Origin of the sequence: Aerosakkonema funiforme FACHB-1375 (genome assembly GCF_014696265.1) — a bacterium.
Lineage (GTDB): Bacteria > Cyanobacteriota > Cyanobacteriia > Cyanobacteriales > Aerosakkonemataceae > Aerosakkonema > Aerosakkonema funiforme_A.
This window is the reverse complement of sequence record NZ_JACJPW010000053.1, coordinates 1-25,099: the sequence shown is the minus strand read 5'-3', so window position 1 is coordinate 25,099 and position 25,099 is coordinate 1. Positions and strand designations below refer to the sequence as shown.

At 46.0% G+C, this 25,099-nt stretch carries 24 protein-coding genes and 4 tRNA genes; 7 read left to right on the top strand and 21 right to left on the bottom strand.

Annotation, left to right across the window (positions count from 1 at the left end; all coding sequences use genetic code 11):
- The first annotated feature begins 41 nt into the window (after window positions 1-41).
- On the top strand, window positions 42-1,079 hold the full coding sequence (locus tag H6G03_RS20405; RefSeq protein WP_190467515.1) for a CHAD domain-containing protein: 1,038 nt from the start codon (window positions 42-44) through the stop codon (window positions 1,077-1,079).
- Between the two features lie 160 nt (window positions 1,080-1,239).
- Here the strand turns inward: H6G03_RS20405 and mads4 are convergent, their stop codons facing one another.
- From mads4 to H6G03_RS20380, 5 genes are all read right to left on the bottom strand, one after another.
- Window positions 1,240-1,854: a methylation-associated defense system protein MAD4 gene (gene mads4 / locus H6G03_RS20400; protein ID WP_190467512.1), complete on the bottom strand. Its 615-nt coding sequence runs from the start codon at window positions 1,852-1,854 to the stop codon at window positions 1,240-1,242.
- The gene (mads3, locus tag H6G03_RS20395; RefSeq protein ID WP_190467509.1) at window positions 1,851-3,125 is read right to left on the bottom strand and encodes a methylation-associated defense system AAA family ATPase MAD3; all 1,275 of its coding nucleotides are present in this window, start codon (window positions 3,123-3,125) and stop codon (window positions 1,851-1,853) included. Before mads3 ends, mads4 begins: the two co-directional genes overlap by 4 nt.
- 124 nt (window positions 3,126-3,249) lie before the next feature.
- On the bottom strand, window positions 3,250-4,038 hold the full coding sequence (phnE, locus tag H6G03_RS20390) for a phosphonate ABC transporter, permease protein PhnE (protein WP_190467506.1): 789 nt from the start codon (window positions 4,036-4,038) through the stop codon (window positions 3,250-3,252).
- 76 nt (window positions 4,039-4,114) lie between these two features.
- Window positions 4,115-4,984, bottom strand: a complete 870-nt coding sequence (locus H6G03_RS20385) for a phosphonate ABC transporter ATP-binding protein (RefSeq protein ID WP_190467503.1) — start codon at window positions 4,982-4,984, stop codon at window positions 4,115-4,117.
- Window positions 4,985-5,101: 117 nt separating this feature from the next.
- Window positions 5,102-6,076 (bottom strand): phosphate/phosphite/phosphonate ABC transporter substrate-binding protein, encoded by a 975-nt coding sequence (locus H6G03_RS20380; protein WP_190467500.1) that lies wholly within the window; start codon window positions 6,074-6,076, stop codon window positions 5,102-5,104.
- Window positions 6,077-6,400: 324 nt separating this feature from the next.
- Here H6G03_RS20380 and H6G03_RS20375 point away from each other — a divergent pair, with 324 nt between their 5' ends.
- Together H6G03_RS20375 and H6G03_RS20370 are read left to right on the top strand one after the other, a co-directional pair.
- On the top strand, window positions 6,401-7,831 hold the full coding sequence (locus H6G03_RS20375) for an efflux RND transporter periplasmic adaptor subunit (RefSeq protein ID WP_242060438.1): 1,431 nt from the start codon (window positions 6,401-6,403) through the stop codon (window positions 7,829-7,831).
- 63 nt (window positions 7,832-7,894) lie between these two features.
- On the top strand, window positions 7,895-11,110 hold the full coding sequence (locus tag H6G03_RS20370) for an efflux RND transporter permease subunit (RefSeq protein WP_190467495.1): 3,216 nt from the start codon (window positions 7,895-7,897) through the stop codon (window positions 11,108-11,110).
- On the opposite strand, the gene H6G03_RS20365 is transcribed toward H6G03_RS20370, so the two are convergent.
- Complete coding sequence (locus H6G03_RS20365; RefSeq protein ID WP_190467492.1) at window positions 11,103-11,318, bottom strand: DUF2949 domain-containing protein; 216 nt, start codon at window positions 11,316-11,318, stop codon at window positions 11,103-11,105. The genes H6G03_RS20370 and H6G03_RS20365 overlap by 8 nt on opposite strands.
- Window positions 11,319-11,655: 337 nt before the next feature.
- Here H6G03_RS20365 and H6G03_RS20360 point away from each other — a divergent pair, with 337 nt between their 5' ends.
- Together H6G03_RS20360 and H6G03_RS20355 are read left to right on the top strand one after the other, a co-directional pair.
- The gene (locus H6G03_RS20360) at window positions 11,656-12,246 is read left to right on the top strand and encodes a pentapeptide repeat-containing protein (protein ID WP_190467488.1); all 591 of its coding nucleotides are present in this window, start codon (window positions 11,656-11,658) and stop codon (window positions 12,244-12,246) included.
- A 97-nt stretch (window positions 12,247-12,343) separates the two neighbouring features.
- On the top strand, window positions 12,344-12,601 hold the full coding sequence (locus tag H6G03_RS20355) for a DUF1830 domain-containing protein (protein ID WP_190467485.1): 258 nt from the start codon (window positions 12,344-12,346) through the stop codon (window positions 12,599-12,601).
- An 816-nt stretch (window positions 12,602-13,417) separates the two neighbouring features.
- On the opposite strand, the gene H6G03_RS20350 is transcribed toward H6G03_RS20355, so the two are convergent.
- From H6G03_RS20350 to H6G03_RS38910, 4 genes are all read right to left on the bottom strand, one after another.
- On the bottom strand, window positions 13,418-13,807 hold the full coding sequence (locus H6G03_RS20350; RefSeq protein WP_190467482.1) for a Rid family detoxifying hydrolase: 390 nt from the start codon (window positions 13,805-13,807) through the stop codon (window positions 13,418-13,420).
- A 112-nt stretch (window positions 13,808-13,919) separates the two neighbouring features.
- On the bottom strand, window positions 13,920-14,735 hold the full coding sequence (locus H6G03_RS20345) for a pentapeptide repeat-containing protein (protein WP_190467477.1): 816 nt from the start codon (window positions 14,733-14,735) through the stop codon (window positions 13,920-13,922).
- 173 nt (window positions 14,736-14,908) lie between these two features.
- Entirely contained in the window at window positions 14,909-15,340 is a 432-nt protein-coding gene (locus tag H6G03_RS20340) for an NUDIX domain-containing protein (protein ID WP_190467474.1), read from the bottom strand.
- A gap of 93 nt (window positions 15,341-15,433) precedes the next feature.
- Window positions 15,434-15,556, bottom strand: a complete 123-nt coding sequence (locus H6G03_RS38910; RefSeq protein WP_255512261.1) for a hypothetical protein — start codon at window positions 15,554-15,556, stop codon at window positions 15,434-15,436.
- Here H6G03_RS38910 and malQ point away from each other — a divergent pair.
- Complete coding sequence (gene malQ / locus H6G03_RS20335) at window positions 15,531-17,039, top strand: 4-alpha-glucanotransferase (protein WP_190467471.1); 1,509 nt, start codon at window positions 15,531-15,533, stop codon at window positions 17,037-17,039. The genes H6G03_RS38910 and malQ overlap by 26 nt on opposite strands.
- Here malQ and H6G03_RS20330 read toward each other — a convergent pair.
- Window positions 17,036-17,836: a helix-turn-helix domain-containing protein gene (locus H6G03_RS20330; protein ID WP_242056837.1), complete on the bottom strand. Its 801-nt coding sequence runs from the start codon at window positions 17,834-17,836 to the stop codon at window positions 17,036-17,038. The two genes, malQ and H6G03_RS20330, sit on opposite strands and share 4 nt — an antisense overlap.
- Window positions 17,837-17,892: 56 nt before the next feature.
- On the bottom strand, window positions 17,893-18,723 hold the full coding sequence (locus H6G03_RS20325; RefSeq protein ID WP_190467466.1) for a pseudouridine synthase: 831 nt from the start codon (window positions 18,721-18,723) through the stop codon (window positions 17,893-17,895).
- Window positions 18,724-18,840: 117 nt separating this feature from the next.
- Between H6G03_RS20325 and H6G03_RS20320 the strand changes: the two genes are divergently transcribed.
- Entirely contained in the window at window positions 18,841-19,614 is a 774-nt protein-coding gene (locus tag H6G03_RS20320; protein ID WP_190467463.1) for an LmeA family phospholipid-binding protein, read from the top strand.
- A 140-nt stretch (window positions 19,615-19,754) separates the two neighbouring features.
- Here the strand turns inward: H6G03_RS20320 and H6G03_RS20315 are convergent, their stop codons facing one another.
- The 9 genes from H6G03_RS20315 to H6G03_RS20275 all read right to left on the bottom strand — a co-directional run bounded on the left by H6G03_RS20315 (window position 19,755) and on the right by H6G03_RS20275 (window position 24,963).
- Window positions 19,755-20,627, bottom strand: a complete 873-nt coding sequence (locus H6G03_RS20315) for a phosphatidate cytidylyltransferase (protein WP_190467460.1) — start codon at window positions 20,625-20,627, stop codon at window positions 19,755-19,757.
- 92 nt (window positions 20,628-20,719) lie between these two features.
- On the bottom strand, window positions 20,720-21,322 hold the full coding sequence (gene cbiT, locus H6G03_RS20310) for a precorrin-6Y C5,15-methyltransferase subunit CbiT (RefSeq protein ID WP_190467457.1): 603 nt from the start codon (window positions 21,320-21,322) through the stop codon (window positions 20,720-20,722).
- 52 nt (window positions 21,323-21,374) lie between these two features.
- A complete protein-coding gene (locus H6G03_RS20305) occupies window positions 21,375-22,004 on the bottom strand; it encodes a prolyl hydroxylase family protein (RefSeq protein ID WP_190467454.1) in 630 nt (209 codons plus the stop codon).
- A gap of 25 nt (window positions 22,005-22,029) precedes the next feature.
- On the bottom strand, window positions 22,030-22,317 hold the full coding sequence (locus tag H6G03_RS20300) for a hypothetical protein (protein WP_206756638.1): 288 nt from the start codon (window positions 22,315-22,317) through the stop codon (window positions 22,030-22,032).
- 310 nt (window positions 22,318-22,627) lie between these two features.
- Entirely contained in the window at window positions 22,628-24,232 is a 1,605-nt protein-coding gene (locus H6G03_RS20295) for a TROVE domain-containing protein (RefSeq protein ID WP_190467447.1), read from the bottom strand.
- Between the two features lie 40 nt (window positions 24,233-24,272).
- Window positions 24,273-24,410, bottom strand: a tRNA-OTHER gene (locus tag H6G03_RS20290).
- A 14-nt stretch (window positions 24,411-24,424) separates the two neighbouring features.
- Window positions 24,425-24,551 (bottom strand) — tRNA-OTHER (locus H6G03_RS20285).
- Between the two features lie 66 nt (window positions 24,552-24,617).
- Window positions 24,618-24,755, bottom strand: a tRNA-OTHER gene (locus H6G03_RS20280).
- Window positions 24,756-24,824: 69 nt separating this feature from the next.
- Window positions 24,825-24,963: transfer RNA gene (locus tag H6G03_RS20275), tRNA-OTHER, on the bottom strand.
- Between the last annotated feature and the right edge of the window lie 136 nt (window positions 24,964-25,099).

The following is a 25,099-nucleotide window of genomic DNA, read 5'->3' as shown; positions in this document are numbered from 1 at the left end:
GCTTTTTATTGCTAGCGACGCAGATAATTGGAGGACTAACTATGACCGTAGATACCCCAACAAAAGCAAAAACTTTAGGCGACTGGGCTTACTTAGCAGTTGAGAAACACTTTCACAAAACCCTCAAGCACGAAGCAGATATTCTCAAAGATAAAGATCCCGAAGCCTTGCACCAAATGCGCGTCGGTATGCGTCGCCTGCGTACAGCTGTAACCGGTTTTGCACCTGCTTTAAATTTGCCCAAAGAAGCTCAAGAGAAAATTATTGGCAAAATTGCTCGCACTTTGGGAGTACTGCGAGATTTAGACGTACTTCAGGAAAGCCTTCAAACCCATTATCGACCGGAGTTGCCCAAGTCAGAACAGAAAGTTGTAGATACAGCTTTAGATTATTTAGCTCAACAGCGTCAACAAGCTTTCAAAGATGTAAAATCCACTCTAGAAAAGTCGCGTTATCTGAATATGAAGCGGGCTTTTCTAGATTGGCTAGAACAACCGACTTATCGCGACATGGCTAATTTACCAATTCTGGAAGTGCTACCAGATTTATTGCTGCCGCAAATCAGCGAACTGTTGCTTCATCCAGGCTGGTTGGTGGGAACCAAAGCTGAAAAAGCAGAAATTCATCTGCTTAAAGACATGAGTCATAAAGCCGTAGAACAAGAATTAGCGGTACATGGAGAAGTTCTGCACAGCCTCCGCAAACAAACCAAACGAGTGCGCTATCAAATGGAATTATTTACTAACTTCTACGGAGCCACTTATCAAGCTTATTTAGAAGACATGAAAACCATCCAAAGCATATTAGGTGAAATTCAAGATAGCGTAGTTTTAGCTGAATTTCTTGCCGAAGCTTTGGGTTCAAAAACAGACAACTTGCCTCGCACTTTATCTGAAAAACTGGCAGAAAGCCGTTACAAAGCGTGGCAGCAGTGGCAACCTTTACAACAGCGATATTTGCATATCCAAATTCGTCAATCTTTCCGTTCGGAATTGCTGCGACCGAAAGGAGTTTTTGGAGATGGGCAGGTAGATGGTAATCTTGAATCTACCAATGGAACAGTTAAAAGAAAAAAATAACTTCTGTAGCTGTAGGGTACATCAGATACGATAATTTTAGGTCAGTAGCTAAAATTTTCCGTTCTGACGCACCCTAGTTTACTTCCCCCGCCCTCCATGCAATAATAACGGGAGTAATCGAAGCGGATTTGTTTGCAAGTAGTATCAATATTAAAATCTATTACGGGGGAAACCATTCTTGCAATCTCTCTTTTAATTCCTGAAAAGCAGCATCTTCACATCTTACGAGCGATACCTTTTTAGCCAAGTTTATAAATAAATCAGCAGAGGGATGTTTGCGTGCTTGGCGCAACACTTCTTCCATCAGTTCTTTGGGGCGATGAGGTTTTACAGCTTCTTGTTGCCAATACTTTTTCTGTTGAGCAATATTGCGAATCTCATCCCAAGACTTTCCCAAAACGTTAGGAACTTCATCTGACGATGACCACACCCAAATTTCTAGTTCTGGCTCGATGACAATAGTTGCACTGCGATTTTCCCAACCATTTTGATTTAAAGAGGTTTGGACTTTCTCTTTAATTTGACTAGCACCAGGGCTACCTTTCCATTCAGCATCTAATAAAACTAAAGCATAAGTAAACTGGTTAATATACAGACTGAGAAACTGAGATGCTTCGCCATAAACCCCTGGATCTCTATTAGGATGAGCATAAATTGCAAAGTTTTGCTGTTTCTGAAGCTGTCGAATTCCCAAAGATCTGTACCGTTCTTCTAGTAATGTGTTAATAACTGCTTCCTGCTGACTGTCCGCTACTAATACTATCAAGTCTTTCATCCCAGCACCCCAGCTGCATAAAGGGTTGCAAGGGAAATTTGACCGTGCCAGTTTTGCAAGCTTGGGTGCTTATCTCCAGATACTATATCTATAGCTCCGGAAGGGTTTTTCGCAAAACACAACATTTGCTCTGTTTTGGCTAAAGCTAAAAACAATGGCGAGTGAGTCGCTAGTAAGATTTGACTATCATAAACAGAAGAAAGGGACAAAAAAACTGCTTCGATCGCTTTGGGATGAATGCCATTTTCTGGTTCTTCAATTAAGTAAATTCCTTCATGATATGGTATATAAGCCAGCAAGGTGAGAGCCAGCATCCGGAGAGTACCATCAGAAAGTAACCAAGATGGAACTGGTTCACCACCAGATTTATACTGTATGGCTAAATATAAATGTTTGTCTTCCGATCGTTCTTGAACAAGGATCGTTTGTACATCTGTTAATACGGTACGAATATGCGCTACCCAGTCTCGAAATACTTTCGGGTTGTTTTTCTCTAAATCTTGAACTACAAGAGGTAAGTTTGAGCCATCGACTTTGAATGTACGCACTTCAGAAGGACTGCAAGGACGGCGCATAGCAATACTATTGAGTGCCAAAATATGTACTCCTTGGAGCAAAATATCCCGTACCCACATTGATATAGGAAATCGCTTATCTTGAGGTAACCCTCCCAAAGATGACTTACCACTTCCCAATCTGAACATCATGTTCCAATCACTAGATTCACCACGGAAGTAGTCGTTCCCAGATTCGAGTATTTTATTAACAACTTTACGCCAGCCTCTGGGAGGTCTGTTTCTCCCTGGTGCTTTAAATAGGGTTTTTGGTGCGACAGGTTCCGTGGGAAACTGTAAGCGTTGTTCTTCAGGTTTTTCTAGATTTTTCTCTGGATCGTTGTGCAACCACAGAGTTTCGCCTGCGATCGCTAGTTCGCCGTTTTCCTCTTTGGTAAAGCCTACTTCATAACGAGCGTATTGATAGCGAGATGCTAGTTTTTCAGGAACTCGTAACTCTATAGCTAGTTCAAAGCCCGGTGCAGATTGATGGAAAATTAATTGGTCAACGTTGGTAGCACGTCCGATCGGATTTTGAAAGTTTTGCAGTAGAGCATTATCTAGTCCCTCGCGCACGTAATCTCCCAGTAACGCCACAACATCTAGAAAAGAACTTTTCCCAGAGGCGTTAGGCCCAATCAGCACTTGGAAGGGTAGCAAAGGGCGATCGATATACCGCAAACATCTATAATTGAGTGCTTGCACACGACTCAGCATAAGTTATATGTTTATCTACTATTCTTAATATATTCTGAATTGGCCAAGCCACACAAAAATAGAATGGCTAGGCAAAAACCTCCTTACCACTGCAATAATAAAGTTAATTTCTACAGTTTGAAAACTACATGGCTTCTAGGTGTTGACGCAGTTTGCTGCTCAAAGTATCAATTAAGGTGACAACAACCAACAACACCAACATCATAGTTGTTGCTTTTGTGTATTCAAAACCTCTGATATAATTGACTAATTCAAAGCCAATCCCTCCCGCACCAACTACACCGAGTACAGAAGCAGCGCGAATGTTGTACTCAAACATATATAAGGTGTAGCCCAATCCTAATGGCAGTACTTGCGGTAAGATGCCGTATTGAGCAATTTGTAACCAAGATGCACCAGAAACTTGCAAAGATTCTATGGAACGCGGGTCTATAGATTCAATTGCTTCTTGATAAAATTTACCCAAATATCCAATTGTATAAATTCCTAAAGCCAAAGTTCCGGCTGGCGCACCCAATCCTGTGGCGGCAACAAACAATAAACCCAAAACTATGGAAGGAACAGATCGCACTGCATTTTGCAACAAGTTAGCTAATAATTGCAGCCAACGGGGAGCTAAATTGCGGGCGGAAAATATGGCGATCGGCAAGGAAAGAATTGCTCCGATTGTTGTTCCCCATAGGGACATTTGGATTGTTTCAATTAATCGCACAACCGCAATATCTAATATTTCTAAATTGGGCGGCCACAATCTCGATATAAAATCGGTAACATAAGGCCAGCTATCTTTGAGGAGTGTAAGATCGACTTTCAGCCCTTGCAATGCCCAACCGTAAACTAAAATTACACCGCACAGAATCAGTAGACGATTAACCCAGAAATACCGTTTCCAAAAGCTTGCAAAATGTTTCATCGGTTTGGTAATTAGTCATTGGTCATCGGGAATATTTTTAGCCAGTCCCTAGCCCCTAACCCCTAGCCCCTAGCTTCTAGTTGGATCGCACAAACTCAGCAAACTGGGATTGTAAGTTTTGGCAGGGGCCATCGTAAACGATCCGACCGGCATCGAGGACGATCGCACGTTCGGCGTAGGCAGATGCTAAGCTCAAATCGTGCAAAACCGTCACAATTGTCATGCCTTTTTGGGAGCGCAAATCTGATAAAATCTCCATCACTTGTTTGGCTGCCATGACATCCAAACCGGTGATGGGTTCATCTGCGAGGAGAATCTGAGGATTTTGGATCAGTGCGCGGGCGATCGCTACTCTTTGTTGCTGTCCGCCGCTGAGTTGTCCGGTTTTTTGATAAGCTTGCTCTTTCAACCCCAACTGTGCTAATAAATCCAGCGCCAAACGGCGATCGCTTTTCGGAAATCCCCACAAAGTTTGCCAAGTCGGTAGACCTCCCAAGCGTCCGCACAGTACATTTTCAATTGCAGATAGCTGACGAATTAACCCACCGCCTTGAAATAACATTCCGATGTCGCGTCTGGTAGAGACTGTTTTGACAAAGGGCGATCGCGATCGCAGGCGGGACGCCTGCTCCACAAGAGACATATTTTTTGTGTTTGTTGTGGAGTAACCTCTTGTGGAATCCCCTCTTGTGGAACGGGCGTCTCGCCCGTCATCCCCTCCCTCGACAAAATTGCCACAAGTTACCACACCATTAATGCGAATAATTCCGCGTTGCAATGGCACCAAACCGACCATTGCCCTTAACAATGTAGACTTACCCGCACCATTGAGTCCCAACAAAGCGACAAACTCGCCAGTGTTAATTGTGCAATCGATCCCGTTGAGTATCGGACGCCTCAGAGAAGCGCTGTAGCGGGTTTCTAGATTTTCGCATTCAATCGTCATCAGTCATTAATCATCGATCGTCGATCGTAATTTCAAATTCAAGATTGCAGATTTCAAATTGAATTTTTCTATGTGCAATTTGAAATTTGCAATCTGCAAATTCCCCATTAGCCCTGTTTAAAGTTGAATTCCAGCACGTTGCAGCGCGTCGCGCATAGGCTGTAAGTGAGTTGTATGATTGATTTTCACTAATTGTGTTGAATTATACAAGTCTCGCAGCAGTTGATTGTTGGCAGGTTCGTTCAACTTCATTAACGCATTGATAATTTTTTCTCGCGTAGCAACGGGAACATCATCGTCAATAGAAACGCCGTGAGCAGGTACATTATTAATTGCATAAAGAACCCGCAATCGACTGCCTTCTGCCTGGGTGATATACGGAGGTTTCAGAGCGTATTCCGACACAGCGGCAACATCTGCTTGACCTCGCAACACTGCTTGCAAAGCGCCGCTGTAGTTGTTGCCGTAGGAAACTTGACCGAAGAAACCGTTGAGACGATCGCGATTTTCCACCAATCCCAACTTCACCAATTCTCCCACCGGGAAGATAAATCCGCTACCAGAAGTCGGAGAAGTAAACGCCATTTTCTTTCCCCGCAGTTGTTGCAGGGTCTGCGCTGTAGCACCGCTTCTCAGCGGACTGTTGCTGGGTACAACAAACACAGAGCGATACGTATACCCACCCGAATAATTGGGTCGCACTTCTGCTAAATACAAACGAGCGTTTGCCAGCTCCTCAGCTTTCAAAGCCGGACGGCTGCTCAAAAACGCTACATCCGCACGGTTGGCTCGCAGAGCTTCTACAGCTGCTGTTTCATCTGCTACCATCGCCTCCACCGACATTCCCGTTTCCCGCGAGAGAAACTGAGCTACTGCATTCGCTTTTCTTTGGGCGTCGGCGGCGTCTCCTCTAGTGGGAAGAACTATTGTCAAACGATTCGCAGTTGCTTGCGCTAAAGATTGTTGCACTCGATCGCTAGCAGTACGCTCCGCCCTAGCTTGGGGCATTTTGTCAAGTGCGTCAATAGTAATACCGAAAAGCGCTACTAAGGCAGCACCTGCACCCAGTAAAAAATTTTTCTTCAAAAGCATAATCAACTTTATATGGTAACCGAAAAACTACTGCCAGTTTTTTTTTGACAGGATTTACCCACTCTGGGGGCAAAAACCCGGTTTCTTAGCAGATCTTTACCTGTTAAACCCACTATTCTTTAGAGAAACCGGGTTTCTTAGCGTCAGCCCTATTTTAGAAAAAATGGCAATAAGCACATACTAGAGTCTTATGCTTTTGCAACGAAAAGTCAATAACTTTTGCCAAAATCAGTCAACAAGCAAGGACATTACTTTAGGAATAGAGCGAAAAGCTAGTGTCCCTCGTATGCTATTAAAATGTCAAGCTTTGTTACATTTCTAAGCATGACACCCAAGCACTCTGGAAACTCCGTCTTACATTCATCTGTGGGAAGGAAAAAAACTCGCCCGAAAAAAGTTTTGGCTTTGGCCCTAGTTCCCTGGCTCCTGCTAGTTTTGAGCGCGTGCGGCAATGCAGACAAAGTAGAAGCGGAGGCGCAATCTCAGCCATCTGGGGCGACAAGGCCAGAATCGCGTCCGACGGCAGTAGATGTAGCGATCGCCCGCACCGGAGTTTTGCAAGAGCCGACAACATACGTAGGCACCACCAGACCGCTCCGCGAAATCTCCCTGCGCTCCCAGGTAGAAGGACGGCTGCTCAACCTAGCCGTCAACATCGGCGATCCGGTAGCGCGAGGCCAAATCCTGGCGCGACTCGACGAAGCCTTGTTATTGACTGCCGTTACTCAAGCGGAAGCGGAACTAGCCGCCCGCCAATCAGAAGTGGCACGCGCTCAAACGCAGGTGAGCAACGCCAAAGCCAGAGCCGAACAAGCAAGGCTGGAATTCCAACAGTCAAAGGCAGACACCCAGCGACGCCAATACCTCTATCGCGAAGGTGCAATTTCCCAGCAAGATGCAGAACTGTCGCAAACAGCAGCTCGCACCGCCGAACAAGCCTTCCGCGCCGCCGAAGAACAAATTCGCACCGAAGAACAGGCGGTAGCGGCAGCTGTAGGTAGAGTCAAAGCACAACAAGCGATCGTGGCGCAAGCGCGAGAGCGCAAATCCTATGCCAGAGTGACATCTCCGATTAAAGGCGTAGTGTTGGAACGGGTGACAGAGCCGGGAAATTTGGTGCAGCCTGGGGGTGAAATCCTCAGACTGGGTGATTTCAGTAGCGTGAAAGTGGTGGTATACCTTTCAGAGTTGGAACTATCCAATATCAGAGAGGGACAGTCTGTGCAAGTGCGGTTAGATGCTTTTCCCGATCGGCCTTTCTCCGGAACAGTCAGCCGTATTTCCCCAGCTGCGGAGGCTTCCTCTCGTCAGGTGCCGATCGAAATCATCATTCCCAACGATAACGATCGCATTGGCAGCGGATTGCTGGCACGAGTGACTTTGGCCCAACTGGATAGGCCAAAGACGATCGTACCGCAAACGGCCTTATCGGTAGCAGGGGGGGCTAGGAGTGGGGGAGGCGGGGAGCGGGGGAGTGGGGGAGTGGGAGAGCGGGGGAGTGGGGGAGTGGGAGAGCGGGGGAGTGTTTCCCAGGCAAGAGTCCCCGATTCAGAGTCGATCGGGACTATTTTTGTAGCGATCGCGGAAGGTAGGGAAGGAACAGTTCAAGCCAGAAGGGTGCTATTAGGCGATCGCGCGAATGGAAAAGTGGAAATTTTATCGGGGTTAAAGCCAGGAGAGAGGTTTGTTGTCCGTAGTGGCAAACCCTTAAAAGATGGCGAGAAAGTAGTTTTGAGCATTCTATCGGAAAAGTAGAGCGATCGTTAGTGCCCCTTTAGTAGCTCATGACAAGTGACAAACAACCAAGGCTAATAACTAATGATTAACCACAAAGAGCAATTTAGCCTCAGCGCGATCGCGATCCGCCGCCACATCGGCACCCTTATGCTCACCCTCACCGTCATAGTGCTGGGTATCTTCTTTCTCACTCAAATCCAAGTAGATTTATTACCTTCGATCACCTATCCCCGCATTGGCGTGCGCGTCAACGCCCCCGGAGTTTCGCCAGATGTGGCAGTTGATGAAATTACCAAACCTTTAGAAGAAGCACTCAGCGCGACAGAAGGAGTCGTCCAAGTTTATTCGCAAACTCGCGAGGGACAGGTAAGTTTAGATTTATTCTTTGAACCTGGGGGAGATATCGACCAAGCGTTGAATGATGCTACCGCTACCTTTAACCGCGCACGAAGTCAACTTCCCGATGTGATTGAGGAACCGCGTTTATTTAAAATAGACCCTTCCCAATTGCCAGTTTACGAAATCGCCCTGCAATCTCCCTCTATGCCAGATGTGGATTTGCGTGTGTTTGCTGATGAGGAATTGTCCCGCGAACTCGGCGTTGTACCCGGTGTCGCCGGAGTCGATGTTTCCGGTGGCGTGCGGGAAGAAGTGCGAGTGCAAATTGACCTCCGTCGCTTGCAGGCGCAAGGTGTTAGTTTAACCGATGTATTAAACGCTCTCAGAGACCGCAATCAAGACATTTCTGGGGGACGATTGCGGGGGGAAGATTCAGAACCGTTGACCCGCACTGTCGGACGCTTTCAAGATGTAGGCGAAATTCTCGATCTCTCTTTTGATGTTAATTCTTCCCCAACACCAGGTTTACCGAATCATCGCGTTTACCTGCGAGAATTTGCGGAAGTAATTGATGGCACAGAAGAGCAACGGGTGTTTGTCTCCCTCAACGGACAACCGGCGGTTAAATTGAGCGTTCAAAAGCAGCCGGATGCCAATACCATCACCGTAGTAGAAGGCGTCAAAAAACGCATAGAACAATTGAAACAATCGGGTGTAATTCCATCGGATATGGTTTTGACAGCTACTTCAGATGAATCCCGGTTTATTCGCAATTCTCTTAATGATGTAATTAATTCAGGGGTTTCAGGAGCTTTACTAGCAGCAGTGGCAGTGCTATTGTTTTTGGGCTCGCTGCGACAAACTTTCATCATTTCGCTGACAATTCCCCTTTGTACTTTGACTGCTGTGATTTTGATGAAGTTTTTCGGGTTTTCCCTGAATGTTTTCAGTTTGGCAGGTCTAACTTTAGGAATCGGTCAGGCGATCGACACCAGTGTAGTCATTTTGGAAAACATTGCCGAAAAAACTGGCACGATTCCAGGGAAAGATAAACAGGAGACTGAGGAAGAATCTTTTGCTGATGGAAGTTACTATCCTCAATCGCGTTTGGAGTGGACGATCGATCGGTCTATTCAGAGCGGTCACGAAGTAGAATCGGCCATGATTGCTTCTACTGGCGCTAACTTGGTGTCTGTAGCACCGTTTGTGCTGATTGGCGGTTTCTTTTCATTACTATTTAATGAGTTAATTCTGACTATATGTTTTGCAGTTGGCGCTTCCTTGTTGGTGGCGCTGACAATTGTGCCAATGCTAACTTCGCGCTTGCTGGCGATCGAATGGTCGAGTCGCATCGGCTCGTTTTTGCCAATTCGGGTATTTAACGCGATGTTTGAGGCGGCGACTGGCAGCTATCGACGAACTTTAGCGGCGGTATTGCGTTTTCGGTTTTTGGCAATTGCGATCGCTTTCTTAATCTTGGGCGGTAGCAGTTTGTGGATGGTCGGTCAAATTCCCCAAGAAATTCTACCCCGCATCAACACCGGACAAGCAAACTTGATTGCCCAGTTTCCTCCCGGCACCAGCGTGGAAACTAACCGTAAAGTAATGGCGATCGTTGATGAAGTTATACTCAAACAGCCAGAAGTAGAATCGATTTTCACCACTGCGGGCGGTTTTCTTTTCGGTAGCAACACGACTGCCAACTCCTTGCGTGCTTCCAGCACTATTAACCTCAAGCAGGGTACTCCAGTGCAAGCTTTTGTGCAACGAGTTTCTCAGGAATTGGAAAAACTGAACTTAGCTGGGATTCGTCTGCGTCTCAATCCGGGTCAAGTGCGCGGTATTATCCTCACCAACTCGCCTGTGCGGGGGGCAGAAGTTGATGTTATCCTGCAAGGCAGCAACGAGCAAAGCTTGCAACAGGCGGGAAGGCAGGTCTTAGCAGCGCTGGATGAGAACGTGACCGCAGCAAGTTTCCGACCCGATGCCGATGCCAGACAACCGGAAGTGCAGATTCGGCCTGATTGGGTACGGGTTGCCGAATTGAACTTGACAACAAATGACATTGGTGATACCGTTCAAACCGCGATTCAAGGTACTGTGCCAACGCAGCTGCAAAGAGGCAATCGTTTGGTGGATGTCCGCGTGCAACTCGATCGAGAATCCGTACAGCAGGCTTCTCAATTAGAGCAAATACCTCTATTTGCAAACGACAATCGCCTAGTCCGTTTGGGCGATGTCGCTAAAATTACAGAAGGGCAAGCTCCGGGAGAAATTCAACGCATTAACCAACGACAGGTTTTCCTGATTGCCGGTTCTCTTACACAGGGAGCAAGCCTTTCGGACGCAATAGCGCAGGTTAACCGGGTGTTAGGAGAGTTGGATCTGCCAGAAGGTGTGAGCGTACTACCCAGTTCTGCTGCTCAGACGAATCAACAGCTGCAAGATGCGCTGAAATTATTGGGAGGATTATCGGCTTTTTTGGTATTCGTAGTGATGGCGGTGCAATATAACTCCATCATCGACCCTCTGGTGATTATTCTGACTATACCCCTAGCATTGGCGGGAGGAATTTTCGGACTTTACATTACTCAAACGGCGATCGGTGCTACTGTCCTAGTCGGTGCTGTACTGCTCGTCGGTATTGTGGTCAATATCGGTATCATCATGGTGGAACTAGCCAACCAAATCCGGGAACGGGATGGGGTCGATCGCAAAACTGCTATGCTCAAAGCCGCACCCCAACGCCTGCGACCGATTATGATGACTGCCATTACTACAGTTTTGGGTTTATTTCCCCTAGCGCTGGGAATTGGGGAAGGATCGGAATTCTTGCAACCGTTGGGTATTGTGGTGTTTTCCGGGATGTCGATCTCAACATTGCTGACATTGTTTATTATCCCTTGCTTCTACTCCCTGATCCAGGATTTGGAGCGAGTTAAGAAGTTGTTCAGTTGAGCGTGGCCAGCGGTTCTCTTTCCATCCAGTCAAATACGCGATCGAGTTGTTCCAATGTCACCAATCCATATTGCCAAAGCACCATCGGTAACAAACTTGGGTCTTGTTCGCCCTTCGCTTGAGCCAATGATATCCAATCTGGAGGAATCGCTAACTCATCCTCTAGGAAGTTCACCAAACGAGATTGCATTGTAGATTTCTTAAACATTTTTTTGTTAACCGCAAAACAATACACTATTTTTGTAAATTTTTGCAACTTTTTCTCATAATTATTTAGAGGCACAACTGGAGTGCAATTCCCAGTTCAGATCTCTTGTTTCTGCCGAAAAATTGGACGGGATTATGAATATCATTTCACCTTTTGGTGACGATATTCCTGACTTCTCCTTGGAAGTGGAGAATTTCGGATGAATAAGCGGGTCTTATATCTTAGCAAAGCAGAACTCATATGACAAACTCTGCGTTTTGTTAATTTACCTTAAAATTAAGGTTACAATAATTTACATAAATTAACAATACCGAAACCACAAGGCCACGCACGCAAGATGGATGCTGATGAACTTTATCGGCGATATGTAGCGGGAGAGAGAGACTTTCGCTTTGTCAACCTACAGGGAGCAAACCTGAGTAACAGCAAGCTGAGCGAAGCAAATTTCTGGAGAGCAAACCTAGTTGGCGCTAACTTGAGTAATAGCAACCTGCGGGGAGCTAAGCTGAGTGAGGCAGACCTAACGGGGGCAACCCTGTGGAGAGCAGACTTAACTGGGACAGACCTGCATGGGGCCATCCTAAATGGTGCGATCGCCATCAGGGCAAACTTGGCCAAAGTAGATTTGAGCCAAGCATTGCTAGTCAGGACAGATTTGCGGTTAGCTAACTTAACTGGAGCCAGTTTAATCAAAAGTAACTTAACTGGAACCGATCTACGTTATGCAGGTTTGACTGAGGCAGACTTGCGCGATGCCAATTTGAGATTTGCAGATTTGACTGGCGCAGACTTGCGCGATGCCTATTTAAGATTTGCAGATTTGACTGGCGCAAATTTGGATCGGGTAAACCTGACTGGTGCAGATTTATACGAGGCGAAGCTGCATAGGACATTTTTGCCTAATGAAATGACGCTCCGCACCATTTAAATCGAAATAGAATTGGCAAAGTCAGACTGTTTTTTATCTTTTTCAAGGGATTTTTTACTCAGGTTTCAGATTCTTACGTACTGGGAAACTTATATTTATGGGTGCAACAATAGATCTTCTACCTTTGACTGAGGATAAGCAAATACTTTGCTGCTACGTTAATGCCACTAGCCAGATTCAAATCGCTCGCATTGCCGATATTTGCGATCGCTACTTTGAACGTGTGGTTTTTCCAGGTCAGCGTCTGTTGTTTAAAGCGCTGCCGGACTCTCAATTAGAAATTTATACATCTCTGATGGCAACTGCAATTCTATCTGAGAAGATAGTCTGCGCTAACCTGCGCGTCAATGAATAAATTCCCTCTTTCATAGCTCATCGTTAAAAGGAACGAGCCAAGTAGTTTTAAGGCTTTGAACTGTTTCAAGATAACGGCGAGACTGTGACTTTGGGCTGAACTATTTATCGATGTAAATAAAGTAACATTTTTATCTAACATCATAGCTGAATTTATTTGAGATTGGGTTTGAGAAAAATTTGGTTTATCAACTTTTTTTAAGGCAAAAGTATGGGGAGGTAATAACGCATTTAACTTGCAGATAATCTTAATAGATCGAAGAGAAGGCAATGAACTTAACGATCGATTTGCCTGAGATTGCCCGATCGCGAATAAAGTAGATTCATAACGATTGCGGGTGACGTTTCTATTCAGTATCTGCGGGTCAGGGTCAGCAAACATGGAAAAAACAGCAAATTTAACAGTCGCCATTTCTATTCTGTCGGTATCATTCTGTACGAACTATTGACCGAACAGTTGCCATGTGAATCAAAAGATCCGCTCGAATTGGTACATTGTCTTAAGTATCGATGTTCCTGTTTATCTATGTTTTCCCCAACTTTTACCTTTAACAATTTGCCAGGAAGTCGTTTTATCGCTATAGCATAATTTTAGTTACTTGTAGGTTGGTTTGAGCAATAGCGAAACCCAACATTTTTGAAGCTTTCTTAGCTTCACCTCAACCCAATATCAAGCTCTTTCGGGTTGACGAGCGAAAATGTTCATTGATGTTAAAAATAATCAACGCAATGGTGGTTTACGGCAAGGTCAACTAATTATTAGTTTTTGCCCTAAAGTTATTACCCATGCCGTCCCCCACCCTACGATTAGATAAATTTAAATCACCGCAATGCAATCAATTTCTACTAAAACATCTTTCGGCAAACGGGATACTTCAACCGTAGCGCGAGCAGGTGCTGTAGCTTCATCAAAATATTTAGCATAAACCGCATTCATGGCAGCAAAATCATTCATATTTGCCAGATAAACCGTAGTTTTTACCACATTTGACCAATTAGCGTCCGCAGCAGTTAAAATTGCTTCAAGATTAGCCATCACCTGTTCCGTCTGTTTGGCAACATCATCGGTGTGGACAACATTACCGACTTTGGGGTCAATCGCAATTTGTCCGGCGACAAATATCATTTGACCGCTAGCGACAATAGCTTGATTGTAAGGGCCAACTGGTGTCGGTGCTTGTTCTGTGCGAATAATTTTGCGAGTCATATATCTAGGGGCTAGGGGCTAGGGGCTAGGGGCTAGGGGAAGAAGGGCGAGACGAGTCAAGGGCTTCAGCAATTAAGGACATCATAAATGACGAGAGCGGTTGCTATAGATATCAATCTTTCTTAGAAGTGTCAGAGTTGAAAATTTCTCCATCTGGCATTATCGCACCAGAGAGGTCTGTCTCTTTGATGATTGCGCCGTAAGTTCTGGCATCAGTCAAGTCGGCTCTTTTAAGGTTTGCTTTTCTCAAATTAGCTTTGATTAAATTTGCGCCTTGCAGACTGGATCTTTCAAGATTAGCCCCTTGCAAACTTGATTTTTTAAGATTAGTATCTCCAAGATCTGCTCCACTTATATCCACATTATCTAGGTTAAGACCTGATAAATTGAATTTATTTAGATTGACTGCTTTTAGTTTTGCTCCTTGTAAATTAACATCTTGAAAGTTCGCAGCGCTAAGATTAGATCGACTTAAGTCTGCTCCAGTCAAGTCTGCTCCAGTTAGATTAGCACCGTATAGGTTCGCACCAGTTATTTTCGCTTCACTTAGAGCAGCTCGAGTTAAGTTTGCACCAGATAAGTTTGCCCCAGTCAGATTTGCTCTATCTAGGTTAGCGTTACTTAAATTGCAACTACTCAGGTTTGCTCCACTCAAATCAGCATCTCTGAGGTCAGCTAAACTTAGGTTTGTTGAATTAATCTCAACCCCACTTAAATTAGCGCCCGTTAGGGATGCTCTACTAAGGCTTGTACTTATAAGTTTCGCCTTACTCAGGTTTGCCTCGCTCAAGTCCGCTCCAGTTAAATCAGCATAAGATAAATCTATTTCACTCAGGTCTGCTCCTTTGAGTTCTACCCCATTTAGCTTTACCTTCTGAAAATTTCGTTCGTCTTCGGCGTATTTTTCTAGAAGTTCTTCAGCGTCCATAATTAACCTTGTTTTAGCTCTTTTATTAGTTTACCGCCACCAGAGCCTTTTTTATAACCCAAAGGACACTAAGGGAAACGCAAAGTAACGCAGAGAAAAACTTAAACTTTGCGTACTTTGGGAAAACCTACCCTGCGGGAAGCCGCTGACGCGGCTAGTGCGAACCTTTGCGTTTAAAACAAACGAGGACGAATTCCATAATGTCGATAACGCCAATAATCCTGCAAAATCTTATCGTGATCGAAACATAAATTAGAAGGAATTCGCCAAGATTCAAAAATATCCATACCCTTGGCATCATCGCCCGCATTCGGCGTACCCGTAGCCGTCGCGATAAACACAACGCTCATCGTATGCTGACGCGGGTCGCGATGCGGGTCAGAATAAACGTGGAATTGCTCGATCAGCTCCACCTGCAAACCCGTTTCTTCCTCTGCTTCGCGCCGTGCCGCCGTTTCAGCCGTTTCGCCATAATCGACAAAACCACCAGGAATAGCCCAACCGAGGGGTGGATTTTGGCGTTCAATTAGCACTATCGGTCGATGCGGGCGATCGATTAACTCAATGATGATATCGACTGTAGGAGTAGGATTACGGTAAGTCACGCGCCAAAAAGTCTCAAATTTACGTTTGGTGAGGGTATTGTAGCCCGTCGATCGCTTTCAGCATAGCGATCGATCGCTGACAAATCCCACCTCCTACCAAAGTTCCAGAGGAAAAGCCTCTGTGAAACCGTGTTTCAGAGCTCCTACATGATAATCTCGGATCGTTTGCCATTTCTTTTTCAGGTTATTTATGCCGTTTCCCAGATCCAGTGGCATTTTGTTACACCCTACCTCTCTTCCCAGTCGCTTCGGTATTGGCGATTTGGGCATGGAAGCCTATCGTTTTGTGGATTTTTTGGCAGATAGCAAACAACGGTATTGGCAGATATTGCCTTTAGGGCCAACGGGTTACGGTAATTCCCCTTATATGTGTTTTTCCGCGTTGGCCGGCAACCCCCTGCTGATCAGCCCGGAAAAGCTGCGAGACGAAGGAATGTTAAGTGAAGAAGATTTTTGGGGTTTACCGGAGTTTCCGGCTGATAAGGTAGATTACGAGCAGGTAATCAAAACCAAAATGCCTCTACTCCGAAAAGCCTGCGAGAACTTTAAAACTAGGGTGTCGGAGTTTCACCAAAAAGAATTTGCGGCATTCTGCCACAGCAAAGCTTATTGGCTGGATAATTATGCTTTATTCATGACTTTTCTGGATACTCACGAAGGTGCGAGCTGGCATACGTGGGAACCGGAACTGGCCAAGCGCGATTTAGCTACTATGGATCGGTTAGGTCGGCAGCTAAATGCCGAGATTATTTTCCATAAATACGTTCAATACGAATTTTTCCGCCAGTGGTCGGAACTGAAGCGTTATGCCAATATGCGGGGCATTGAAATTATTGGCGATATTCCTATTTATGTAGCTCATAACAGCGCCGATGTTTGGGCGCATCCGGAGAATTTTTACTTGGATGAAGAAACGGGCGAACCGGCATTGATGGCAGGTGTCCCGCCAGATTACTTCAGCGAAACCGGTCAATTGTGGGGCAACCCAGTTTATCACTGGGAGAAATTACAGAAAGATAACTTTCATTGGTGGGTGCAGCGCTTTCAGTCAATGCTAGATTATGTAGATATAATCCGCATTGACCACTTCCGTGGATTTGAGTCTTTTTGGGCGGTGGAGAAAGGTGAAGAAACTGCCATCAACGGTGAGTGGGTAGAAGCGCCTGGGGCAGCTTTGTTTGAATTAGTGAGGGAAAAACTGGGCCGATTACCGATCGTTGCAGAAGATTTAGGTGTGATTACACCGGAGGTAGAGGCGCTGCGAGACAAATTTGAGTTTCCGGGGATGAAGATTTTGCAGTTTGCTTTTGGTTCTGGCACAGACAATCCCTATTTACCATTTAATTACGATCGCAACTGCGTAGCTTACACGGGTACTCACGACAACGACACCTCATTAGGTTGGTTCCATCACTTGTCCGAAGAAGAAAAGAATAACATCCTCAAGTATTTGGGCTCTACCAGCGATAAGGGGATTCATTGGGATTTGATCCGCGTAGTTTTCAACTCTGTGGCAAATCAAGCAATTATTCCCCTTCAGGATATTTTAGGATTGGGCAGCGAGGCGCGGATGAACAAGCCTGGAGTTGGTGAAGGTAACTGGGAGTGGCGCTATCGATCCGAGGCTTTGCGGTGGGAAGACAGGGAATTCCTCAAGACTCTAACCGAAATTTATGGCCGCGCTCCCGTCTTTGATTAACCTCCAGGACTGGCTTTGAAACTCTTTGTTTGGGGAGTGCTGGAACTTCCCAAGGGTTCAGTTTGCCGTTCGTTAAATGTGACCAGCACTCCGCCGGCGTTACCGGCGCGGATAATCAGTTCTTGCTTTGCTACCCAAGTGCGCTGAGTACCTTCCGGCAGAGTGCCTTCAAATTCTTTTTTGCCGTCGGAGACAACCCGAATCCACGACTGTTCTTTGAGAGTAACGCTGACGCGCACAGGTTTGTCCGCGCGAATTATATTTTTGGTGGAAGTCGAGCTGACAAGCGCCAAGTTTTCTGATTTGGGTTTCTCCGGCTTAGCTGGCGGTGCAGAGGCTGTTGGTTTATCCATTTTCTCTGCGCTCGCTTGTATAGCAGAATTTTTCACGATCTGAGATAGACCGCTCACCGCACAGATCACCAAAAATATGTAAAGCAAGTAAAGGTGAATTGGTTTTAATTGAGCTGCCGGCAACTTTTGCCAGGAGGCTCCAATCGGCTGAAAGCTTCCTCCGGTGGGGAAGACGCTGGCGAACTCCGCTCCGTCCAAGCCCACCGCATCTGCGTAGCGCTTGATGAAGCCCTGGATATATACTGGTTCGGGCAGTGGGTCTAGATTCCCTTCCTCGATCGCACTTAACAGACGCGCCTGAACTTTGGTCTTAGTTGCAACTTCGTCTAAAGACAGACTTTGTTCCTCTCGCAAATAGCGTAGGTAACTCCCCATCTCTGCTAGTTTCTCGGCTCGTTGTTTCTCAAGATAAGGAAGTAGACTCTCCTTTTTATTCCTCTTCATACGTTGCATTCCTTGACATCTGCTGGCAGTAGGGGTGAGTTTTAGCAAATTATCTGTTATCCTACAGGCTTCTTTGTTAAATCCTTCCTGGAGGGTTTAGGAAGTTTATCTGTTATCTGGCAGGTTTGTCTTCTGACATCAGATCCTGCACTTTGTAAAAAATCGATTTCATCATCTTTGAGCGGACGGTATTGACCAGACAATAGGGGCTCCTGGGGTGTTTGTAATTGAATGGGGCCAACAGCAACGCGATGAATGTGAATTACTGGGTATCCCAGTGTCTCTGCCACTCGTCGAATTTGTCGGTTTCTGCCCTCTTCGATAACTATTTCCAAGAGAGTTTTGTCGCCGTTTGCCCGGGTTTTGAGTATTTTGACTTGAGCGGGTAAGGTTTTTTTGCCTGCTAGCAGGACTCCCTGACGCCAATTTTCCAGCACCTTTTGGGGGGGCTGACCATGCACCCATACTTGATATTTCTTTGTTATTTTATGGCTGGGATGTAGCAAGCGGAACGTAAGGTCGCCATCGTTTGTCAATATTAATGCACCGGTGGTGTCGGCATCTAGGCGTCCTACGGGGTGGATTCCTGAGTTGAGCCGGAGTTCGGGGGGTAGCAGATCGAGAACGGTGGTGCGTCCTTGGGGATCGCTACAGGTGGAAACGACTCCAGCTGGTTTGTGCAGGAGCAGATAAATTAGGTTGGGCCGATTGGCCACTTTGAGCAGTCTGCCATCGACCTCGATGCGATCGCTCTCGGCATCGGCTTTTTGCCCCAGATCGGCTAGGGTGCCATTGACGCGCACTCGCCCTGCCAGAATCATTTGTTCTGCTTGACGACGCGAGGCAATGCCCCATTGGGATAGTATCTTTTGCAGCCTTTCTTGCATAGATGGACTGCTTGTACCCACTTGTGAGTGTTGATATGGAAGCTCTATCTTAGTAAACCTACAGGTAAACTATGTAGAAATATTACCCGAACAGAGCCTTAATCTTGATTTTTCTTTATGCCCTATGTTCCCTCGAACGAGTCTCAGCAAGTAGAAAGCCTAAGTGACCTATCGTCCAAACAAAGTCGCATTATTAGCAAGGTGCTTTCGCCGGCTGTGCGACTGTGGCTGCGATCGCAGGTCGAGCAGGTCGAAGACCTCCAGGTAGATATTCAGGCGGGAGATCGCCTTCTCCTCACCGGTCACATTCCCAAAGTATCTCTCTCTGCTCACCACGCCGTCTATCAGGGATTGCATCTCCGCAGCATTCAGCTGGTTGCAGAAAAGATCCGGATAAATCTGGGTCAAGTTTTAAAAGGCAAACCGCTGCGTCTGCTAGAACCTATCCCCGTTGCTGGCGAGCTGCTGTTGGAGGAAGCAGACCTGAATGCTTCTCTCCAAGGTACTTTGCTGCCTAATGCTTTGACTGAGTTTTTGGTAACGCTGTTAAAAGCGAGTGGTTTTCACAATCCCACTGAAGTTCTCCAAAATCGACAAATAACCTGGCAGGAGATTGCGATCGACTCTCGACAAATCAAGCTGAGTGGCACTTTGACAGACCATAACAGACAAGATCTTAACTCCAGTCTCGCGATCCGCACTGGTGTAGAGCTATCCAGCTGCCACGAGCTGCTGTTCGTCTCCCCCCAGATAGAAGGACTACCAGGTTTAAAATATCCACCTTTAGATAGTTTACAGCTGGACTTAGGCTCAGAAGTAAATATTCGAGAGCTTACCTTAAGCAGCGGTCTACTTATTTGTCGCGGTAGCATTTTAGTCAGAACTGAGTAAGGGGCTAGGGACTAGGGGCTAGGGGCTAGGGGAAGAGGGAGAGGGAAGAGGGAAAAGGGAAGAGGGAGAGGAAAAAGCGAAAATATTAATTCTTCCGCTCCCCCACTCCCCCACTCCCCCTAGTCCCTAACCCCTAACCCCTAACCCCTCTCTAGCAGTGGCAGCAGCAAAGTCACAAAGTAGTAGACCAAAGGTGCCGTAAACACGTAGCTATCAGCGCGGTCTAAAATGCCACCATGACCGGGAATTAGTTGTCCGGAGTCTTTGACACCCGCATCTCGCTTCATCATCGATTCGGTTAAATCTCCCAGGAGGCTGGCGATACCGATGAGCAATCCCAAAGCGATGCCAGTCAGGGGCCAACCCGGCCAATCGAGATACCAAGCGCCTGCTACTGCTACAGCTACGCTGGCGCTAACGCCAAAAGCGGCTCCTTCTACTGTCTTTTTGGGGCTGATGTCGGAAAGGCGAGTTTTGCCGAAGAATTTGCCGATGATGTATGCGCCAATATCAGCAGCCCAGATGCAGAGGAAGGCTAGGAGTATGATTTTCAGACCTTGAGGCAGGGGTTGTAGATTTGTCCAATTTTCAGGCCAGAAGCCACCTAAAGGTAAGTTGCTAGTTTGGGTGCTGTTGAGGGCTCGCAATCTTACCCAGTAGCTGGGCAGATAACCGCCATAAAATAGCCCCAAAATTGAAGAGGAAATATCTGCGATCGAAGCTAATTTGGGCTGAAAGAGAAGATAAAAACAAATAAATGTGCCGGCTACCGAAAAAACGGCGTCGGCTAGGTCGTAGGAAATAGTAGACACTACCAGCAATACTTGACTGACAACCAGAGTAGTTTTGCCAGCTGGCTCAATTCCCTTGGCTCGCGCCAGCTGAAAATATTCTAGCTGACCCAGATACACAATAATAGCAAAACATATGGTAAAATACCATCCCCCTAAAAGAATCATTCCCAGCGCGAGAATAATTGCAACAATTCCGCTAAGTATACGAGACCAAGGCATGAGAAGATTTTGGATTTTAGATTTTAGATTTTAGATTTTAGATTTTAGATTTTAGATTAAATGCAAAGTCTAAAATCTCACATTTATTTGTTTCAGTTTAGCTTTTCGCCGCTGAGGATAAACACGGGACTGACAGCTGCAAAGGTTTGATGGGTGCCCCGCGTCTCCAGGCGGTTGACAGCAGACTGTACGACTTCGACGTTCCTAACCTGCAACTGGGCAAAGCTTTCTGAAATGGCGTAAAGACTCTCAAGATTGCTGGCGGTGGCCACTATTCTGCCAGACGGTAATAAATAATGCCAGACTTCCTTAAGGATTTCTTTGATGGGGCGTCCCCCTTCGATACAGACTCGATCGGGTGGAGGAGATAAATCTTTAAGGCAGTCTGGGGCACAGCCTTCGATAATTTCCACATTCGGGACTTGAAAGCGATCGCAGTTACGACGGATCAAACTGGCAACTTCCTCATCGCGTTCCACGGCGACAATTTTGCCTTTGGGACAGAGTAAGCCAGCTTCAACGGGAATAGTACCGGTGCCTGCTCCAATATCCCACAAAACTGTATTTGGCAACAATCGCAGGTAGGAGATCAATAGCAAGCGGACTTCTCGCTTGCTGAGGGGAATACCGGGCAAGCGATCGAACATTTCGTCAGGAATGCCGGGGGTAATGTAGGGCCAAAGTTCGTCAGCCATAGAAATCCTTTTCTGCGATCGTACTGGGCAAAATGCCCGACACAACCCCACTTTAGCAATCTCTGGTCAAATCCCCCTCTTTCCGGTAGACAATCTCAACTTTGCTATACATTACGTCCGATCGCAGGACGTATTTTCGGCCATTTATCACAGGTGCGCCTTCGTGTCGGAGATGATGGACGAAGCACAGCGCCATCCCTGTTTTGGGAACTACAGTTATATCAAAGTAAGGATAGCGAAGATCGAAGCGCGTTTCGCCGCCCAAAAAGCCTTCGTTCAGGTAAATCATAAATGTTAATTGGCTTTCTTCGCCGTTGGGTCGTCGATAGGAACCATCGTAGTGGGGAGCAAACTGTTGACCGGGATCGTATCTATAGAAGCGCAACCGTTCGTTGATGCCGATCGCATCTCTTCCCTCTATGTTAGCAGGAACGTGAGGAGCGATGCGATTCCACAAAAAAGTCGATCGTTCTGGGTCATCTAATATGACGCGATCATTATTTCTGATATCCGGACGCATCTCGAATCCCCGACTGGTAGTGATGGGTGCAGCTGTGTAACCGATACTTTCGCTCAATGCGATATACTCAGCACATTCTTGGGGAGATAGAATTTCTGAAACTGTAAAAATATCGGGTGTAATTTCAACTTTTTGGCGGCTAAGGGATTGATTGGTTTCCATTATATCCTTGCTGCTATGTTAAGGATTATTGTATTGGGGAGAATGTGCGATCGCGTAATATCCTGTCCGGTAGCATCGGTAGTGTAAGAATGATGTTGAGGATTGTCTGCGCTGAATCTTTGATTAAATTTTCACCACAGATGAAAACGGATAAACACAGATGAACACAGATGTAAGCCCAAATTTTTCCGCTACCGATACAGCCGGACATGATATAACTTGCCGGAGGTCGATCGCATCCGATTTTAACATATATTAAAACGGCGGGAGCGGGATTTGAACCCGCAAGTCCCCGCTTTGGAAGCGGGGACACTACCAATGATAACCCTCCATTTTTCGGCCTTTTCAGGCAAGGATTCAAACAAGGGAACTTCCCGCCATAAATCCGTTATATTTTGCAGATTTCTAATAGTTTAATGTGGCGGAGCAGGAATTGAACCTGCAAGGACTTTCGCCCGAAGGAATTTGACTCCTTTGCGTCTACCGATAACCCTCAATTCTGCGGCCTGTAAAGGCAAGGAACGAAAAAAGGGATTGTTGATTTCGCCACCCGCCACAAGATTAAAGAAATTTAGCTGCGGTCAGAAAAGCAGAGTTGGTGCTTTTCTAGAACCGCAAACTAATTATAACTCATCTGTTGCTAGCATTTGGATGACGCGAGGTGCGCCCGGATCGAAACCACCCATATCCCAAGAAAGGGGATCTTTCGGATCTACCAAAGTAATTCGGTAAGGCGCAAGCGTGACATACACTGCTTTAATATTTGGATTTACCTTTTGGCGATATTCAGCTAATGCTTGAGAGGGATGTTTGTAACCAGCCCAACTTTCGCTGTCAGTCCAGAAACAGATAACATCTGCTTTGAACTTGTTTTTAATCATCCATTCGTAAGCAACAGAAGCATCTGTTCCGCCAAAGTTTTGCTTGCTAGCTTTAGCCACCGCCGAACTAAAACTATCTTTGCCAGTAATCCCCAAATCTCGGAACTCGGTAGAAAAACCGCGAATCATGTAGTTTTTCTCAGACTTGGCTGTTACTAATGCCATTGTTGTGGCAATTTCGCAATAGGTAAGTCCTACGGAATCGACGACACCGCATGACATAGAACCAGAAATATCGACGGCGTGCATGAACACTTTGCCTGTAGATTCTACGACATCAAAAGATAGTTCAACTGCTTTTTCTAAAATGTCCGCAATTCGAGGAACTGGGTTCCAAGTTTTTTGGCTGCGTCCCAATCTTCCACCAGATTGATAAGTTTTGAGGGCTTTCAAAACATCGATCGGATGGATGCGACCTTTACGCAGGTGTTCTTTGTTATTGAGAACTGATTCAACTCTGTCCAAATTAGCTTTTTCGTCAGTTCGCAAAACACCCAATTCGGTCAGCGAACCCAGATTACGCAACATTGCTCCGATCGGCATTTCATTAAATAGCAATTGCCATGCTTGTTTATCCATTTTGCCGACAGGTGCGGCCATTTCGTGACTTAAATGACCTTTAGCAATGGCTTCGTGTGTTTTATCTGGATTTCGCTTTAACCACTCGTACCACCAAATTTGAGCTAACGCATCGTCAGGTATTTCTGTTGGTAACTCTTGCCAACCTTTGACTACCCATTCAAATAGCTTTCGGTGGTTTTCTGTGGGTGGATTAACGTGGAACAACCGCAAAGCATCGCGATGGGAGAAGCCTTGCCGTTGCTGATATTTCAAAAGTTGGTAAGCCAATCCTTTGACATCTTCGCGGGATAGCCAACTTTTCCCGACTTCGCGAATAACTTTGCCAAATCCGCGCAGAGATTTGGTATAATTCAGCCACTCGTAGAAATGACTGCCTGTGCGAACAACTTGGGGAAAGATTTCTTGAAATGCTTTTTTGGCTTCCGGTGCTTCTCCCATTGATAGCAATACTAAGGCAAAAATGGGGGAACTGTTGTTGATAGAACGTCCATCGCTGGCGTAGAGAATTTCTTCTGCTACGCGGGTGGGATTTTCTGCGATCGCTTCCTTTACCACCTCTACAAAATCTTCTGTTAACTCTTGCTTTCCGGCATAATATGTGCTTTGCGCCGTACCGATTAACAGACAGCGACGCAGCATTTTCCAAATGCCAACATCGAACATAAACCCGCCGCTACGTCCCTGGATCATTTCTGCTTCGCGTCCGGGAATAGGTTGAGTTTGTGGCGTTCCAGTCTTTTTTTGAGTGAAAAATTTATAATTCATTTTTTCATCTCCCGGCCTTTTCAGGCAAAATGAAAGAAAGGTGGCAGGGCAGGATTTGAACCTGCGACACATGGAACCACGATAACCTTCAATTACTTCGGCCTTTTCAGGCAAGTTGGTGAATTAAAGACTACTGGTAAAACCAGTCCACTGCTCTACCAAACTGAGCTACCCGCCATGATGAAATTTTAGGTGGCAGGACAGGATTTGAACCTGCGTCTCCCGCGTGAAAGGCGATAACCCTCAACTCGTCGGCCTTTTCAGGCAAGGGGTGAATCAAGGATGTTTTTGGTATTCTAGGCCGCTAAACTACCTGCCACATGAGATTCTAGATTTTGTATTTTACAGCCAATCTAAAATCTAAAATCCAAAATCTAAAATTGTTTGGTGTGGCGGAGTGGGACTCGAACCCACAAACCTCGCGGTACAAGATTCCGATAACCCTCAATACTTCGGCCTATAAAGACGAGTTTTGCATCAAGGATATTTTTCTAGCGCGTCTACCAATTTCGCCATCCGCCACATGAAATTATAGATTTTGTATTTCACAATCAATCTAAAATCTAAAATCTGAAATCTGAAATTGTTTGCTGTGGCGAGGCAGGACTCGAACCCGCGACCTCCCGCTTATGAGTCGGTAATCCTCAATTCTTCGGCCCTTGGGGGTTTTCCCGTTTCGACAAGTTGTGAAATAAGGATGTTTTAGCGCTCTACCTCTGAGCTACTCGCCACATGAAAAGTGAAAAGGAAGAATTTATTCGTGAACTACCTACACTAACTCGAAGCGAGTATAGTGTAGGCTTCTGACATCGCAGGGGAATGCCTTAGAACGGACTTGCGCCCCATCTTTGGTCTTACTTCCCCTCC

Bases quoted from the DNA above. Each gene is read 5' to 3' on its own strand.
- H6G03_RS20405 (WP_190467515.1), top strand. From the start codon at position 42: ATGACCGTAGATACCCCAACAAAAGCAAAAACTTTAGGCGACTGGGCT.
- mads4 (WP_190467512.1), bottom strand. From the start codon at position 1,854: ATGAAAGACTTGATAGTATTAGTAGCGGACAGTCAGCAGGAAGCAGTT.
- mads3 (WP_190467509.1), bottom strand. From the start codon at position 3,125: ATGCTGAGTCGTGTGCAAGCACTCAATTATAGATGTTTGCGGTATATC.
- phnE (WP_190467506.1), bottom strand. From the start codon at position 4,038: ATGAAACATTTTGCAAGCTTTTGGAAACGGTATTTCTGGGTTAATCGT.
- H6G03_RS20385 (WP_190467503.1), bottom strand. From the start codon at position 4,984: ATGACGATTGAATGCGAAAATCTAGAAACCCGCTACAGCGCTTCTCTG.
- H6G03_RS20380 (WP_190467500.1), bottom strand. From the start codon at position 6,076: ATGCTTTTGAAGAAAAATTTTTTACTGGGTGCAGGTGCTGCCTTAGTA.
- H6G03_RS20375 (WP_242060438.1), top strand. From the start codon at position 6,401: ATGACACCCAAGCACTCTGGAAACTCCGTCTTACATTCATCTGTGGGA.
- H6G03_RS20370 (WP_190467495.1), top strand. From the start codon at position 7,895: ATGATTAACCACAAAGAGCAATTTAGCCTCAGCGCGATCGCGATCCGC.
- H6G03_RS20365 (WP_190467492.1), bottom strand. From the start codon at position 11,318: ATGTTTAAGAAATCTACAATGCAATCTCGTTTGGTGAACTTCCTAGAG.
- H6G03_RS20360 (WP_190467488.1), top strand. From the start codon at position 11,656: ATGGATGCTGATGAACTTTATCGGCGATATGTAGCGGGAGAGAGAGAC.
- H6G03_RS20355 (WP_190467485.1), top strand. From the start codon at position 12,344: ATGGGTGCAACAATAGATCTTCTACCTTTGACTGAGGATAAGCAAATA.
- H6G03_RS20350 (WP_190467482.1), bottom strand. From the start codon at position 13,807: ATGACTCGCAAAATTATTCGCACAGAACAAGCACCGACACCAGTTGGC.
- H6G03_RS20345 (WP_190467477.1), bottom strand. From the start codon at position 14,735: ATGGACGCTGAAGAACTTCTAGAAAAATACGCCGAAGACGAACGAAAT.
- malQ (WP_190467471.1), top strand. From the start codon at position 15,531: ATGCCGTTTCCCAGATCCAGTGGCATTTTGTTACACCCTACCTCTCTT.
- H6G03_RS38910 (WP_255512261.1), bottom strand. From the start codon at position 15,556: ATGCCACTGGATCTGGGAAACGGCATAAATAACCTGAAAAAGAAATGG.
- H6G03_RS20330 (WP_242056837.1), bottom strand. From the start codon at position 17,836: ATGAAGAGGAATAAAAAGGAGAGTCTACTTCCTTATCTTGAGAAACAA.
- H6G03_RS20325 (WP_190467466.1), bottom strand. From the start codon at position 18,723: ATGCAAGAAAGGCTGCAAAAGATACTATCCCAATGGGGCATTGCCTCG.
- H6G03_RS20320 (WP_190467463.1), top strand. From the start codon at position 18,841: ATGCCCTATGTTCCCTCGAACGAGTCTCAGCAAGTAGAAAGCCTAAGT.
- H6G03_RS20315 (WP_190467460.1), bottom strand. From the start codon at position 20,627: ATGCCTTGGTCTCGTATACTTAGCGGAATTGTTGCAATTATTCTCGCG.
- cbiT (WP_190467457.1), bottom strand. From the start codon at position 21,322: ATGGCTGACGAACTTTGGCCCTACATTACCCCCGGCATTCCTGACGAA.
- H6G03_RS20305 (WP_190467454.1), bottom strand. From the start codon at position 22,004: ATGGAAACCAATCAATCCCTTAGCCGCCAAAAAGTTGAAATTACACCC.
- H6G03_RS20295 (WP_190467447.1), bottom strand. From the start codon at position 24,232: ATGAATTATAAATTTTTCACTCAAAAAAAGACTGGAACGCCACAAACT.